Origin of the sequence: Rhizobium sophorae (assembly GCF_013087515.1) — a bacterium.
GTDB classification, from domain to species: domain Bacteria; phylum Pseudomonadota; class Alphaproteobacteria; order Rhizobiales; family Rhizobiaceae; genus Rhizobium; species Rhizobium sophorae.
Window position 1 is genome coordinate 58990 of sequence record NZ_JABFCN010000031.1, and the last position, 15251, is coordinate 74240.

Annotated in this window: 15 protein-coding genes; 13 read left to right on the forward strand and 2 right to left on the reverse strand. The window is 61.7% G+C overall.

Annotation, left to right across the window (positions count from 1 at the left end; genetic code table 11):
- Entirely contained in the window at positions 1-969 is a 969-nt protein-coding gene (locus tag G9X64_RS19300; RefSeq protein ID WP_168311979.1) for a phosphotransferase, read from the forward strand.
- 11 nt (positions 970-980) lie between these two features.
- Positions 981-1919: a choline/ethanolamine kinase family protein gene (locus G9X64_RS19305; RefSeq protein ID WP_171377217.1), complete on the forward strand. Its 939-nt coding sequence runs from the start codon at positions 981-983 to the stop codon at positions 1917-1919.
- 481 nt (positions 1920-2400) lie between these two features.
- Here G9X64_RS19305 and G9X64_RS19310 read toward each other — a convergent pair whose 3' ends face one another.
- A complete protein-coding gene (locus G9X64_RS19310) occupies positions 2401-3309 on the reverse strand; it encodes a LysR family transcriptional regulator (protein WP_171377218.1) in 909 nt (302 codons plus the stop codon).
- A 250-nt stretch (positions 3310-3559) separates the two neighbouring features.
- Here G9X64_RS19310 and G9X64_RS19315 point away from each other — a divergent pair, with 250 nt between their 5' ends.
- From G9X64_RS19315 to G9X64_RS19335, 5 genes are read left to right on the forward strand one after another with little or no spacing between them, the layout of a single operon-like run.
- Positions 3560-4336, forward strand: a complete 777-nt coding sequence (locus G9X64_RS19315) for a 5-oxoprolinase subunit PxpA (protein WP_168311981.1) — start codon at positions 3560-3562, stop codon at positions 4334-4336.
- Between the two features lie 19 nt (positions 4337-4355).
- A complete protein-coding gene (locus tag G9X64_RS19320) occupies positions 4356-4598 on the forward strand; it encodes an acetyl-CoA carboxylase (RefSeq protein WP_168311982.1) in 243 nt (80 codons plus the stop codon).
- The gene (locus G9X64_RS19325; protein WP_168311983.1) at positions 4595-5980 is read left to right on the forward strand and encodes an acetyl-CoA carboxylase biotin carboxylase subunit; all 1386 of its coding nucleotides are present in this window, start codon (positions 4595-4597) and stop codon (positions 5978-5980) included. Before G9X64_RS19320 ends, G9X64_RS19325 begins: the two co-directional genes overlap by 4 nt.
- On the forward strand, positions 5980-6855 hold the full coding sequence (locus G9X64_RS19330; RefSeq protein WP_168311984.1) for a 5-oxoprolinase subunit B family protein: 876 nt from the start codon (positions 5980-5982) through the stop codon (positions 6853-6855). Before G9X64_RS19325 ends, G9X64_RS19330 begins: the two co-directional genes overlap by 1 nt.
- Positions 6845-7816 carry a 5-oxoprolinase subunit C family protein gene (locus G9X64_RS19335; RefSeq protein WP_171377219.1) on the forward strand — a complete coding sequence of 324 codons (972 nt, stop codon included), beginning with the start codon at positions 6845-6847 and terminating at the stop codon, positions 7814-7816. Before G9X64_RS19330 ends, G9X64_RS19335 begins: the two co-directional genes overlap by 11 nt.
- Before the next feature lie 21 nt (positions 7817-7837).
- Here the strand turns inward: G9X64_RS19335 and G9X64_RS19340 are convergent, their stop codons facing one another.
- Positions 7838-8857, reverse strand: a complete 1020-nt coding sequence (locus G9X64_RS19340; RefSeq protein WP_003550283.1) for a GntR family transcriptional regulator — start codon at positions 8855-8857, stop codon at positions 7838-7840.
- Positions 8858-9428: 571 nt separating this feature from the next.
- On the opposite strand from G9X64_RS19340, the gene G9X64_RS19345 reads away from it, so the two are divergent.
- The 6 genes from G9X64_RS19345 (at position 9429) to G9X64_RS19370 (ending at position 15152) form a co-directional block, all read left to right on the forward strand.
- A complete protein-coding gene (locus G9X64_RS19345) occupies positions 9429-10505 on the forward strand; it encodes an ABC transporter ATP-binding protein (protein ID WP_246270990.1) in 1077 nt (358 codons plus the stop codon).
- A gap of 37 nt (positions 10506-10542) precedes the next feature.
- Positions 10543-11442, forward strand: coding sequence for an ABC transporter permease (locus G9X64_RS19350; protein WP_168311987.1), 900 nt, complete (start codon positions 10543-10545; stop codon positions 11440-11442).
- 1 nt (position 11443) lies between these two features.
- A complete protein-coding gene (locus tag G9X64_RS19355) occupies positions 11444-12289 on the forward strand; it encodes an ABC transporter permease (protein WP_011648937.1) in 846 nt (281 codons plus the stop codon).
- Positions 12289-13026, forward strand: a complete 738-nt coding sequence (locus G9X64_RS19360; RefSeq protein ID WP_171377221.1) for an SDR family NAD(P)-dependent oxidoreductase — start codon at positions 12289-12291, stop codon at positions 13024-13026. Before G9X64_RS19355 ends, G9X64_RS19360 begins: the two co-directional genes overlap by 1 nt.
- Before the next feature lie 13 nt (positions 13027-13039).
- Positions 13040-13813, forward strand: coding sequence for an SDR family NAD(P)-dependent oxidoreductase (locus tag G9X64_RS19365; protein ID WP_171377222.1), 774 nt, complete (start codon positions 13040-13042; stop codon positions 13811-13813).
- Positions 13814-13916: 103 nt separating this feature from the next.
- Positions 13917-15152 (forward strand): ABC transporter substrate-binding protein, encoded by a 1236-nt coding sequence (locus tag G9X64_RS19370; RefSeq protein ID WP_168311990.1) that lies wholly within the window; start codon positions 13917-13919, stop codon positions 15150-15152.
- Positions 15153-15251 lie beyond the last annotated feature (99 nt).

The following is a 15251-nucleotide window of genomic DNA, read 5'->3' on the forward strand; positions in this document are numbered from 1 at the left end:
ATGAAGGCACTCGGGCAAGCAACCACAGTGGATGAGAAGGCGGCTGAAGCCGCCATCCGCGCCGTTCCGGACTGGGCAAACGCTGATATGCGTTATGCTCCGGGCGTCGCAGGCGTCGCCTCGCCGACGCACCGCGCCGTCGATAGCCAGAACTGGTTCGTTGCCAAAGCAGATGCACCCGCCACCTATTTCCTGAAAATTCTCCATACGGACCAGTCGGATTTCATCGATCTGGAGAGGTCCGTTAGCGCCGCGCGTCAGGCTTCAACCCTGGGCCTGACGCCGGCGCCCCTTTGGCACAGCCCGAAAATGTCAGCGGTCGTTTTCGACCGCCTGCCGGAAGCCTGGCATACCGCCAGAATGGACGACCTGCGCAAGCGCGATGTTCTGGAAAGTGTCATCGCCGCCAAGAGCGCCCTGCATGGCAGCAGGCCGCTTGGCGAAACGTGGACAGTGTTCGACCGCATCCGCGTCGTCGAAAAGGCGCTTGCCGATGCAGGCATCGCAGAGGTCGCCGCAGACGGATGGTGGATGCGCGAATGCGTCGGCGATATCGAAGTGGCGATCATCGCCAGCGGCTTCGATGAAAAACCAGCCCATGCCGACGGCCTTGCCTCCAACATCATGATCGCGCCGGATGGTAGAGTGCAACTGGTCGATTTCGACGAGGCCCGCAATGTCGATCCGTTCTACGACATCGGCATCCTGCTCAACGAGGCCTTCCAGTTCGACAGCGAAATGCAGCCGGCGCTCGAAATCTTCGAGGGACAATTTCGCCAGACGTCGCTTAGCCGCTGCCGCCTTTACGCCATTGCTGACGATCTCTTCTGGGGCATGTGGGGCATGCTGATGGACAGGGTTTCGCCGCGCGGCGGTATCGAATTCCTGAAATATGCGCAATGGCGCCTGTTGCGCTGCCGGATGGCGCTTCGCAACCCGCGTTTCGAATTCATGCTCCGCACACTCTGAGAGATCAAGCCATGGAAAAACGATTGGGAGAAGCGGCAAACGAGGCGGAAGCGGAGATCGAATCCCTGCTGCGTGAGATTGAGCCGTGGTCGGGACGCGAACTCCACTACGGTCCGGTGCACGGCGGTATCAGCAATTCGAACTGGCGAGTCAGGGTCGCAGGCGAACCGGGCGGTTTCTTCGTAAAGGTTCCTGGCCGCGGGACCGAGATGTTCATTGACCGCAAGGCGGCGCTCGACGCCAGCCGCCGGGCACAGGACCTCGGCATCGGCCCGAAAATTTACGAGTATCTCGCTGACAGGGGTGTCGAGATCGCCGATTACATCGAAGGTCGGCGTGCGTGCACGAACCGCGATTTCCAGGATCCGGCCGTGCGCAAAGCCGTCGTCGGGCTCTACCGCACCTTCAACGATTCAGGCAGACTGCCGCTGACCAAGACGGTCTTCGACATGATCGACGAGCATATCGAGCAGGTGCGCGAACTGGGCGGCGCCTTTCCGATCGATTTTGCCTGGATTTACAATCAATACCGGCTGGCGCGCGCAGCTCTCGAAGCCTCCGGCATCGATCTCGTTGCTTGCTTCAACGATCCCATGGCGGGTAATTTCATGGTCGCCGACGACAAGTCGCTGATGCTCATCGACTACGAATATGCCTCCAATAACGACCGTTGCTACGATATCGGCATCTGGTGCGGCGAGATGTTCTTCTCCGATGCCGTGGAAGCAGAAGTGATCGAGGAATATTTCGGCCATTTCGATCCGCGAATGAAGGCCCGTCTTGCGGTGCACCGAGCGCTTGCCGATATAAAATGGTCGACTTGGGCCATGGTCCAGAATGTCGTCTCGGCGCTCGATTTTGATTTCTACAAATATGGCGCCTGGAAACATATGCGCGCTCGCGCGGCTATGCAGGATCCGCGCTGGGTGGAGTATCTCAAGGCCGTCTGATCCGGTGGATTTTTCAGATGATCTGCGGAAAGCCTGACTCGAATACCGAGTGCATTTCCCAGGTGCGCGATAATCGCATGAGCATGCCACTCTGGCACCCCTATGGAACAGGCGAGCGAACTTGAGCCATGGTCGGAGCAGGATTTTGCAGACGCCCCTGTGACTCTTACTATCGCCGGCACAACACAACTCGAGAGGCGGGGTGGAAACCCAGCACCTCTTTTAGTGTGGCTCGTCAATCACGGCATCACGTCACGCGGCGGAATCTTAGCTGGCAGCTCCATTACCACGGGCTCCTATAGCCGTCAGTGAAGGCGATCGACGAACCGAAACGGGATAGCGAGCAGTCTCGGCGACCGACAGTCAGCCTGCAAGTCGTCGTTGCCGCAAATCTCGGACGCCTTGGTGGTCTGGAGGATCATCGCGGATCGTGCGCGCGTATCGGCAGCCATTCCTGACCTGCCGAAGCTCGAAGACGACTTCATGCATTGGTGCCCGGCAGGCCGAACGCCTGCTGAAAATATCGCCGAAAGGCATGCATGGCGGGAGTGAAGTCAGTGTTTGCGCGCCAGGCGAGGCCGACATCCATCGGTGGCACCGGATCCTTGATGTTGATCGTCTCGATCCGTCGGCCTTCCAGCGACCAGGGGCGGTGCACCATATCGGACAGGATCGCGACGCCGAGGTTGTTGGCGACCATGGAGCGTACTGCTTCGATCGACGAGGTGCGCAGCATCACGCGGGGTTGATAGGGTGTCGTGCTCCAGTACTTCAGCGAGGAATACGCCGCCTCGTCCACCGTCAGCATGATGTAGGGCTCCTCGGCGATGTCCTGCAGGCCGACGTCTGCATGCTTCAGCAGCGGATGCTGCGCCGCCACCCAGAGCCTGCGGATGGAACGCAAAAGCGTCTCGGTGGTGAGCGCGTTATTCAGGATATTCGAGGTCAGCAGCACCGAAATGTCGTAACGATTGACCAGCAGGCCTTCCTCGATCGACTCGCGGTTCACCTCGTAAAGCTGGATGCGCAGCTTCGGATAAAGCCGCCGCATGCGCTCGATGTGGAGCGGCAGAAAGTAGCCGATAACGGTGTAAGTCGCCGCAACAGTCAGATCGCCCTCGATGTCGCTGCTGACATAGTTCAGATGCGTTGCCTCATCGACCTTGGCGAGGATCTCGTAGGCGTAGGAAAGAAACTGCCGGCCGGCGGCGGTCAGTTCCATGCCCTGCGGCATGCGGGTAAACAGTGCGACGCCGATTGATTTTTCCAGTTCCTTGATTGCGGTCGTCACTGCCGATTGAGAGATCGACAGTTGTGCAGCCGCATAGGAAATCTGACCCTGCTCCGCAGTTGCGACGAAATAGCGGAGCTGCCGGAAGCTAAGGCTCATGATTCTGTAATCCCATCGAATTATCTGAATTCAGCGTCAATAAATTCGATTGGCTGCTTTTGATTTATGCGCGAGGCTCGCGTATTCGAAGCGGAATCGAATTAAGTCATTGTCAATAAACGTGTATTTTTTGCCTTCGATTTGAGCGCAGATATCTCTTTTCTCGATAATGATGCCGCAAAAAATGAATTTTTCAAATCCTGTTTTGTCGCGTAGCGTTTTTGTCAGATGACAACGGCGGGAAGACAGTTTGAAAGATATCGTCGACATCAACTGCGATATGGGAGAGGCCTTCGGTCGCTGGCGGATCGGAGATACGCAGGATTCGTTGCTGATATCGCACATCAGCTCGGCCAATATTGCCACAGGCTTCCATGCCGGCGACCCGAACCTCATGGACGAGACCGTGGCACTTGCCGCGGCTCATGGGGTCGGGGTCGGCGCGCATCCTGGCTATAATGACCTTCAGGGCTTCGGCCGCCGCAAGATTCTCGGCAACAGCAAAGAGCTGGTCAACGACATCATCTATCAGGTGGGCGCGCTGCGCGAGTTCGCCCGCCGTCACAGCGTGCCGGTGCAGCACGTGAAGCCGCATGGCGCGCTCTATATGGAGATGGCGGTCAATTCGGATTTCGCACAGATCTTCGTCCAGTATCTGCGCACCGTCTCGCCCAACGCCTTCGTCTTCTGCATGGGCGGCTCGGCGACGCACCGGGCAGCGCTTGATGCCGGGCAGCCTGTCGTGCGCGAGTTCTACGCAGACCGAGACTACGACGACAGCGGCTCGATCGTCTTTACCCGCGAGGCCGGCCGCCCGGATCCGATGGTGCTGGCGCAGAAAGTGCTGCGCGCCTGCCAGGAAGGCAAGGTCCGCACGGTCACGGGCAACGATATCGACATCGAATTTGAATCCATCTGCTTTCATTCAGATACGCTCGGCGCGCTCGATATCGTTCTCAGCATGCGCGAGCTTCTGATCGGTGCGGGAATCCGGATCGCGCCGGTGTCGCAGATCCTTGGCCAATAGATTTAGCGGAGACCGACCAATGAGGAAGATTGAAATCCGTTCGCCCCTGCCAGGCACCTTCTACCGGGCTTCGGCGCCCGATGCTCCGCCCTTCAAGGCGGACGGTGATGATGTCACCGAGGCCGAGACGATCGGCGTGATCGAGGTGATGAAGACATTCCAGGAAGTTCCGGCCGGTGTTACCGGCAAGACGATCACCTTCCTCGTCGACAATGAGGAGCCTGTCATGGCCGGGCAGGTCATCGCGGAGGTCGAGGCATGACGATCGGCGCGGTGCTCGTCGCCAATCGCGGGGAAATCGCCGTTCGCGTCATCAAGGCGGCGAAGGCGCTCGGCATCCGCACCGTGCAAGTGCACAGTGCAGCAGACGCGGACATGCTGGCGGTGCGACTTGCCGACGAGGCAGTGAACATCGGCCCGCCGGCGCCGAAGAAATCCTATCTCAACATCGAGGCGGTGATCGCCGCCGCCAAGGCGGCCGGTGTCGATGCCGTGCATCCGGGCTACGGCTTTCTGTCCGAGAACGGCGATTTCGCCGATGCGGTGCGCGACGCCGGCATGATCTTCATCGGTCCCTCCGGCGATGCGATCCGCACGCTCGGCGACAAGGTGGCGGCGCGGCAGATGGCAAAACGCGCAGGCGTGCCGACGGTGCCCGGCAGCGACGGGCGTGTCGCCGGGCTCGACGCCGCGCGCTTGTTCGCAGGCGAGATCGGTTTTCCCGTGATGCTCAAGGCGGCGGCCGGCGGCGGCGGACGCGGCATCCGGATCGTCGACAGCATCGCCCAGCTCGAACAGCAGTTTCCGCTGGCTTCGGCCGAGGCGCTGGCCGCTTTCGGCGACGGCGGACTTTATCTGGAAAAGGTCATCGCCCGCGCCCGGCACGTCGAGGTGCAGATCTTCGGCGACGGACAGAATTTCGTGCACTTCTTTGAACGCGAATGCTCCTTGCAGCGGCGGCGCCAGAAGGTGTGGGAAGAGGCGCCCGCCTTCATGCTGCCTGCCGACATGCGCGAACGGCTTTGCATGAGTGCTGTGGCGCTTGCGCGCGAGGTCGGCTATCGCGGTGCCGGCACGGTCGAATATCTCTACGACGACGAGACGGGCGACTTCTACTTCATCGAAGTCAACACCCGCATCCAGGTCGAACATCCTGTGACCGAGATGATCACCGGGTTCGACCTGGTGCAGGAGATGTTCAAGGTCGCAGGCGGTGCAGCCCTTTCGGTCACTCAGCGCGACATCGCGGCCACCGGTCATGCGATCGAGTGCCGCATCAATGCCGAGGATCCGTTCAAGGCCTTCCAGCCATCGCCGGGTACGATCACCTCGCTGTCCGTCCCCGAAGGCGAGGGCATTCGGTTCGATACGATGCTGTACGAGGGCTACACGATCCCGCCCTTTTATGATTCCCTGCTCGGCAAGCTGATCGTGCACGCCGAAACACGCGAGACCTGCCTCGAAAAGCTTGCCGCGGCGCTGACGGCTCTCGCGATCGAAGGCGTGCCGACGACGGTGCCGCTGCATCTGGCACTCGCCCGCGATGCAAGTGTCGGTAAGGGCGCCTTCCATACACGCTTTCTCGAACAATGGCTGGTGCACGATTTTCCCGCTTTGGCCGGCCGGACCCAGGAGGTTGCCTGATGCCTGCGCGATATACGTTCGGAGGTGATGAACACCTCTTCGTCGAATGCAGCAGCGAGATGTCGCTCGAAGCCTTCTTCAAGAGCCTCTCCATGGCGACAGCGGTCCGCGAAAGCCAGATCAGGGGCGTCACCGAGATCTGCCCGGCCAATGCCTCATTCCAGGTGAAGTTCAATCCCGATCTCATCAAGCCGGACGAGATCCTGCGAGAGGTACAGGCGATTGAGGGCGTGGCGGAAAAATCCGAGCCGGTCCTGAAGACCCGCATCATCGAGATCCCGGTCTTCTATAATGATCCATGGACGCATGAGACGCTGATGCGCTTTCGCGAACGGCATCAGGAACCGGGCGGAACGGATCTCGATTATGCCGCCCGGATCAACGGCTACGGCGGCGTCGAGGATTTCGTCGCCGCACATGCGGGTTCACCCTGGTTCGTGTCGATGGTCGGTTTCGTGGCGGGGCTGCCGTTCATGTACCAGATGGTCGAGCGACAGCGGCAGATCGAAGTGCCGAAATATCTGAGACCGCGCACCGATACGCCCAAACTGACGGTCGGCCATGGCGGCTGCTTCGGCTGCATCTATTCGGTGCGCGGCGCCGGCGGCTACCAGATGTTCGGCGTCACGCCGATGCCGATCTTCGACCCGACGCAGCAGACGAGTTACCTGCGCGACTTCATGGTGTTCTTCCGTCCCGGTGATATCGTCAAGTTCAAGCCGGTCGATCGCGACGGCTACGACATGGCGGTCGAGGAAGTCGACAAGAGGCTCTTCAGCCCGCCGATCCGCGAGATCCGGTTCGATCTTCGCGAATTCAGCAAGGATATCGACGGTTACAACGCCGCGCTGGAGGGCGTTCTCCATGGCCATTAAGGTGCTGCACCCGGGACCATCGACCAGCGTCCAGGATCTCGGCCGTCCGGGCTATTTCCACCTCGGCATCCCGATCGGCGGAGCCATGGACCGCTACGCGATGCGCGCCGCCAATCTGCTCGTCGGCAACGACGAAGGGGCGGCGGGTCTCGAGGCGGTCTTCATGGGACCGAAGCTCGAATTCACCGAGGATGCTCTGGTGGCCGTCACCGGTGCCGACATGCCCGCCAAGGTCGACGGCGTGGCGCAGCCCGGCTGGACGGCTTTCAAGATCAAGGCCGGCCAGGTGCTGAGCTTCGACTTCCTGAGATCCGGCGCCCGCATCCTGATCGCGGTCTCGGGCGGCATCGATGTGCCGGAAGCACTCGGCAGTCGCTCCACCTATCCGATCGGCGCGCTCGGCGGCTACAGGGGCAGGGCGCTGGCAGCCGGCGACGAACTGCCTATCGGGAAGGCCAACCTTGCCGAAGAAGGAAAAAACGTCGCCGAAGAGCTGCGGCGCAAGCCTGGAACGCCGGCAGAGCTGCGCGTGCTGCCGGGGCTCTACTGGGACCGGCTGACGGATGCCGCCAAGGCGAGCTTCTTCGCCGACGAGTGGAAGGTGGCGCCTGAAGCCGACCGCATGGGCTACCGCTTCCGCGGCGGGCGCAGGCTCGAATTCCTGGACCGCAAGCAGCCCTTTGGCGCCGGTTCCGATCCGTCGAACATCGTCGACAGCTGCTATCCCTACGGTTCGATCCAGGTACCGGGCGGGACGGAGCCGATCATCCTCCATCGCGACGCGGTCTCCGGCGGCGGCTATTTCATGGTGGGCACAGTGATCTCGGCCGACATGGACCTCATCGGCCAGTTGCAGCCGCATACGCCGGCGCGATTCATCGAAGTGACGATGGAGGAGGCGCTGAAGGCGAGGGCCGATCGGGCAGCACTGCTCGACCGCCTCCGCCAAAGCCTGTCGTGAGTGACGACGATGGCCGGCCGATCATTCGACGTGCGTCAGGTAATCGGCGGTCACGCTCGGGCCGGGGATGATGGCAACGATCTTCATCTGGGCGATCATGCGCTTCATCGAGGCGTCGAGATGGGTCTCCAGCATCGCGGCGGCCGCATCGACGGCGCCGCGCATCAAAAGCTCGACGATCAGCCGCATCTCGGTAATCGCGGTCGGATCGTCCGGCAAGCCGAGATGACGCAGCAGCCGCTCGGCGGCGTTGACGGGCAAAAGGTTGTTGCGGATCAGTTCCCGCGTCTTCTCGTTTGCCGTCGTCAGCACGCAGATGTCGATCATCTGCTCCTGGAGTTCCTCGAGCTTTTCGAGGTGGTCGACCGGCTGCGAAGCTTCAAGACCGGCCAGGCGGGTGAAGAGTTCGGTCAGGCGTTCGCGATCGACGGCGGCAGCGCCGGCCTTGAGCGCCGCGGGCTCCAGCATGCGTCTGAGCGTGAAGTGATCCTTGATCGTCTGGGCCGTCAGCGGACCGGCGATCCAGTGGGAACTCTGGTTCTTCCGGACAAGGCCGCGTTCCTGCAACCGGCTGAGGACGTCACGCACGACCGTGCGGCTGACCTTGAAATGATTGGCGAGTTCGATCTCGATGATGCGGTACTGGCCAAAGACGACACAGCCGGCCACGTCGCGCTCGACCGTGTTGTAGATGCGCGCCCAGGACGAACGGCTCTGCAACGCCTCGTCGGCATGCTGGGCGATAACGAGGCCAAAGGACTTGATGTCTGTGCGGTTCGGCGTCAGACCCGCATCCTGAGGGCCGACCAGAAAGCCACGGCCCTGGAAGCGGTGGACGAGGCCATCGGCCTCCAAACGAAGCAGCGCGCGCTGCACTGGCGCACGCGATGTTTGGAGAATATCGGCGATCGGCCCCTCGAGCAGGACCAGACCCAGCGGCAACTGCCCGCCGACGATATTATCGCGCAGAATATGCTCGGCAATCTCGTACCGACGCTGGGCCGTCTGTGCTGGGAGATTGCGTATCATCGGGCGGGGCATCCTCCATCCAACCGCGGATGGCAACAAAGTCGGAATTCTCTTTAGTGTATTTTGTCATTTCGGACTATGTCAAAATAAATGTCTTTTGCATACCAAAATTGCATTTCTTCGCGTGGCGTCGCGTGAATTGGCCTCTCATGTTCGTCCAGGTCATTGGCTTTACAAATGGTCCGGTAGCGGGGGGCAGCTGCGCGCGGAAAGCGCATTTGATGCAGAAATACGCGATTTTTGGCGGAAATGTGCCGAAAAACTGCCCATAATCGACCCGGGTCTCAGGATCCTGTGTTCCGGCCCCTCTTCCATTCAATTGCCACTGTTTGGCGACTTCGGGTTGCCGTGCACAAAATGTCGACCGTTTCCAAAAAAGCCTATTGAATACAAAAATCATTTATGTCATCAATTCAGCATGGGGATGCCGCTAGAAGCATTCCGAGGGTGAACGACAAAAAACGTCAGACTGCCGATCGATTTTCCGCCGTGTGCTTCGCTGCCCACGAACGGTTCCGGCTGCCGTTCGCAAGGCGCTCGGCGGCAGAGGGGCGATCCGTGGCTGGTGCAAATGGAGAGGCTCTTGTCTTCGGTTCTTAAGCTCGCAGGTGTCACCAAGGCTTATGGTGCGCTGAACGCGCTCGACGGCATCGACCTGTCGCTGCCGAACGACAGCTATGTTTCGCTTCTCGGGCCGAGCGGATCGGGAAAGACGACGCTGCTGCGCGTCATCGCCGGCTTCGAGCGGCCGGACCTCGGCACGGTGATTTTCAAGGGCCAGCGTATCGAGACCATTCCGCCGCACCGGCGCGACATCGGTTTCGTCTTCCAGAATTTTGCCCTCTTTCCGCATCTGTCGGTTTCCAGGAACATCGCCTTCGGGCTGGAAAACCGTGTCGAGAACCCCGTGACCGATCCTGATATCGTGCAAGCCAGGGTCAAGGACATCATAGCGCTCGTTGGCCTCTCGGGACTTGAGGATCGCGGCGTCGCGCAGATCTCCGGCGGTCAGCGGCAGCGCGTGGCGCTGGCCCGCACACTGGTGACCGAGCCGTCGCTGGTGTTGCTCGACGAGCCGCTCGGCGCACTTGACGCCAATCTTCGCGCTCGCATGCGCAGTGAACTCAGGCTGATCCGCGAGCGCTGCGGCGTCACCTTCTTGCACGTGACCGGCAGCGAGAGCGAGGCGCTTGCCATGGGTGACATGGTGCTGGTGCTCGACAGCGGCCGGATCGCGCAGGCGGCAGACGCCGATACGATCTACAACCGACCGAAATCGCTGTCGGTAGCAGGCTTCCTCAACTGCTATAATCTCTTTGAAGGCCGGCTCGCGGGCGAGAGCTTCCTCGGCTCTTACGGCGCTTTCCCGCTTGGCGGCCAGGCGCAGTTCCGCGACGACCGCACCGGCTACGCGATCCGCTACGACCGTGTCGCGATCCGCCCGGCCGAAGCGCCTGTCGCCGATGACGAGGTGAAGCTCGAGGCGACCTTCGTCGCCGACGAATATTCAGGCGCCGCGATCAATTCCTTCTTCTCGCTCGATGACGGCCGCGTCTTCGAAGTGGAATCTCATCTGAGCCAGAGCATGCCGCCCGCCTGCACGCCGCAGTCGCGCTATGCGCTCGTCTGGAAGCGCCGGGATGCCCTCGTCTATGCCTGACACTCTTACCGCGCAGCGCGGGACGGGAGACTGATTGATGTCGATAAGTGCCACAACAGCCGAGACCGAAACCGTCGTGGAACCGGTCAGGAAGGCATCCAGCAAGACGTTCTGGCTGTTGGCGCCGGGCGTTATCTGGATGCTGCTTTTCCTGGTGACGCCGATCCTGATGATGATCTACGTGTCCTTCTGGACGCAGACGACCTTCAAGATCACGCCTGATCTCACCATCAAGAGCTGGGTGACCTTCTTCACCACGGACACTTATCTCAGCGCGCTCTGGACGACGGTCAGGATCTGGTTGATCGTGCTCGTCTCGACGCTGGTCGTCGGCTACCCGGCAGCGCTCTATGTCGGCCTTTTCGTCAAGAACAAGACAATCCAGACGGCGCTTCTCGTCCTCTGCGTCATCCCCTTCTGGACTTCCTTCCTGATCCGCGTCCTCGCTTGGCGGCCCATGCTGGGCAAGGAGGGGGCGATCAATCTCATCCTGCAGGGTCTCGGCATCATCAACCAGCCGATCGAGGTGCTGCTCTTCTCCGAACTCTCGGTCATCATCGGCATGACGCAGATCTATTGCGTGTTCATGGTCGGGCCGATCGCCTTCATGATGGGCCGCATCGACCAGAGCGTCATCGAGGCGGCGCAGGATCTCGGCGCCGGCTTCTGGCGTATCTTCCGCACCATTATCCTGCCGCTCACCATGCCGGGCGTGGTGGTCGGCGCGATCTTCGTCTCCGTCATGGTACTCGGCGAGTTCGCGACGGCCGCCGCCCTTTCCGGCCGCAAGGTGAACCTTCTCGGCAATATCATCGTCACCCAGGTCGGATCGCTGAAATGGGCCTTCGCCGCCGTCGTCGGCGTCGTGCTCACCGTGCTCATGGGCATTGTCGTCGCCGCACTCCTGCGCGTGGTCGATCTCAGGAAGGAGCTCTGACATGCAGGCAGGCGGCATCAAGCTTTCACTCGGCGTCTACACCGCGCTTTTCCTGATCTTCCTTTACGCCCCGATGGTGGTGCTCGCCATTCTGTCTTTCCAGACAGGGCCGGAAGGCGGACCGCAGTTCCCGATCATCGAATGGTCGACCTACTGGTACAAACATCTCTTCGGTCTGACGCCGCCGTCGCGCATCGCGCCGCTGCCGATCAACGAAGCCCTGGTCCGCTCGCTGGTGCTCTCGGTGATGACGATGATCGTCTCCACCGTGCTCGGCGTCACTTCGGCGCAGGCCTTCCGTCGCCGGTTCCCCGGCTCGGGCGTCGTCTTCTACCTGATCGTTCTCGGCATGATGGTTCCCGGCGTTCTGGTCGGTCTCGGCATGGCGCTGGTCGCCAATGCGCTCGGCGTCGACCGGCACTGGTGGGGAACGGCCTTCGTGCTGCACGTGGTCTACACCTACCCCTTCGCCTTTCTCGTCATGCTGGCGATCCTCAACCGCTTCGACCAGAGCGTCGAAGAGGCGTCGTGGTCGCTCGGCGTGTCGCCGGCGCGCACCTTCCGCAAGGTGACGTTCCCGCTGATCTTCCCGGGCGTGCTCTCGGCCATGCTCTTTGCCTTCACGCTGTCCTATGACGAATTCTCACGCACCCTGTTTGCGTCCGGCCGCGACCTGACGCTGCCGCTCGCCATTTACGGCACCTTCTCGGTGGAGGTGCATCCAAACGTCTTCGCCTTTGGGGTGCTGACGACGATCTTCTCCTTCGCGCTGCTCGGCGTCTACGCCGTCCTGATGATGCTTTCCATACGCCGCGCCAAGCGAGTAGCGATCCAGGAGGAGGCGTGATGCCGACAGCTTCAGCCATCGTCACGGGCGCAGGATCCGGCATCGGCCGCGCGATCGCAGCCCGGCTGTCGGAGGACGGTTACGCCGTGCTCGTCAACGATCTCCATCCCCACCGTGCACAAGCGGTGGCCGACCAGATCGCAGTTGCCGGTGGCACGGCCGTGGCGGCTGCCGGCGACGTCTCTTCCGAGACAGATACGGCGCGCATCTACGATGTCGCACTCTCGGCCTTCGGCCATCCGCGGCTGCTCGTCAACTGTGCCGGCATCGTCCATCAGGCGCTGTTCGAAAACCTCGAGGTCGCGGATTTCGACCGGATGTTCGCGATCCATGTGCGCGGCACTTTTCTTATGACGAAGCTCGCTCTGCCATCGATGCTCGCTGCCGGGCACGGCGTCATCATCAACGTCGCTTCGCAGCTCGGTCAGATCGGCGGCATCGAACTCGTTCATTATGCCGGCGCCAAGGCGGCGATCATCGGCATGACGAAATCGCTCGCCCGCGAGGTCTCGAACCGCGGCGTGCGCGTCAATGCCGTCGCTCCCGGGCCGATCAACACGCCGCTGGTGCGCGAACTCTCGCAGGAGTGGCGCGTCCGCAAGGCTGCCGAACTGCCGCTCGGCCGCTTCGGCGAGCCGGAAGAGGTTGCCGCCACGGTTTCGTTTCTCGCATCGCCCGCCGCCAGCCTGTTCGTCGGCCAGACGCTTGGCCCGAACTCCGGCGACGTCATGCTCTAGTCAGGAAAACAAGATGACCCCGATTTCTTCGACACCCCGTATCGTGATGATCACCGGCGCCGGCATCGGTATCGGCAAGGCGACCGCCAAGGCATTCGCCGCGCTCGGCGACCACGTGATCGTCACCGATGTCCTGAAGGTCGAGGGGCGCGCTGCCGTGGCGGAGATTGAGGCTGCGGGCGGCTCGGCCGAATTCATCGCGCTCGACGTCCGCTCGACGTCGGCGGTCGACGCTGTGGTCGCCGACGTGGAGAAACGTCACGGCCGCCTCGACGTCATCATCGCCAACGCCGGCATCGCCCATAAGGCACCGCTCGACGTCCTCGACGACGACAAGTGGGAGCTGACCTTCGACATCGACCTCAAGGGGATCTTCCGCGTGGTCCGCGCCGCCGTACCGGGCATGAAGACACGCAAATCAGGCGCAGTGGTGGCTCTTTCCTCGATCATGGGTGTTGCCTACGGTTGGGACGAGCACGTGCATTACTCCGCCGCCAAGGCCGGTGTCGTCGGCCTCGTGCGCGGTCTGGCTGTCGAACTCGCCCGCGACGGCATCCGCGTCAACGGCATGGCGCCCGGCTACATCCGCACCGCACAGCTTCTGTCGGAAGAAAACTCGCTCGGACCGAAGGGCGCGGAAGCGGCAAGCGCCTTCATCCCGATGGGGCGGCTCGGCGAGCCGGAGGACATCGCCGACGTGATCGTCTTCCTGGCGTCGAACAGCGCAAGATACATGACCGGCCAGACACTGGTCGTGGATGGAGGGCTCCTCGTGGGCCGATACTGACGGCGGGCGCGTCAGGACCGATCCCGTCCTGACGCCGAGGCCGGACGAGAACGATGGGTGGTCATGAAGGCCATCCCGGGGAACAAAAAACCGGAGAACGACAATGACAATTTCGATGGACATGAATCGACGTTCACTGCTGAAGCGATCCGCAGGCGCGATGGCGCTTGCCATCGGCGGCAGCACGCACTTCCTCTCTTCGCGGGCAGCCTATGCGCAGGCCGCCAGCCTCGCCGGCGAGCAGCTGCGTACGATCGGCCTTTCGGTCACCGTGCAGGAACGCATCCTGGCCGACTTCAAGGCGGCAAGCGGCGTCGGCACGACATCAGGCACGGCGGCGACCTTCCCGGACGCGCAGACCCGGATCCTCTCCGGTTCGAAGGACTATGACGTCTGGGAAACGATCGGCGAGCGCCTTCCCTCCGTTGTCATGACCGACAATGCCGACCCGATCGAGACCGCGGGCCTGAAGAGCTGGTCGAATATCCGCGAGATCTTCACCAAGCCTGATCCGAAGTTCGACCCCAAGGCGCAGATCGTCGGTCAGATCTGGACGGACGAGACGCAGACGGCGCTCTGGATGGTGCCTTCAGTCTTCAACTTCGATTCGGTCGGCTACAATCCGGAGGTGCTCTCCGACGAGGAAGCCAACAGCTGGACGGCGATCTTCGACAGCAAGTACAAGGGCAAGTCCGGCCTCAACACCGACCCGCTGACGGCCTTCGGCCAGGCGGTCATGGCGATGAACACGCTTGGCCTCTCCAATGTCAAGAACCCCGGCAATCCGACCGCCGCGGAAATCGACGAAGCCGCGAAGTTCCTGATCTCGAAAAAGAAGGAAGGCCAGTTCCGTGCGCTCTGGGGCGATTTCGGCGAACTCGTCAATTTCCTGGCATCCGGCGAAATCGTCGTCTGCGACGCCTGGCAGCCGGCGGTCATGGCCGTCAAGGCACAGGGAAAGCCCTGCAAATATGCCATCCCGAAGGAAGGCTATCGCGCCTGGTCCATCGGCAACACCATGCTGAAGGGCACGCCGAACAAGGAGGCCGTCGTCGCCTATGCGGATTACTGGCTGTCGGGCGAGCCAGGCATCACAGTCTCCGAGCAGGGCTATTATTCGCCGACCACCAACATCAAGGAGAAGATGGCGCCGGAGAAATATGCCTTCTGGTACGAAGGCAAGCCGTGGGTCGGTGCGGCGGAGCGCGGCATCAAGGAGGGCGATCTCCGCGACGGCGGCTCGCTCGAGACCCGCGCGGCAAACGTCGCCTACTGGCACCAGTGGCCGGACGAATACGATCACCTCATCCAGAAGTGGGACGAATTCCTCAACGCCTGATGCGTCACTCCCAGCGCCCCTTCATCTCATCTGCGATGCGGTGAAGGCGCCACCTGACAGGCGGCTCCGGTCGCCTGTCCTTCCACCCAGAACCCGGAA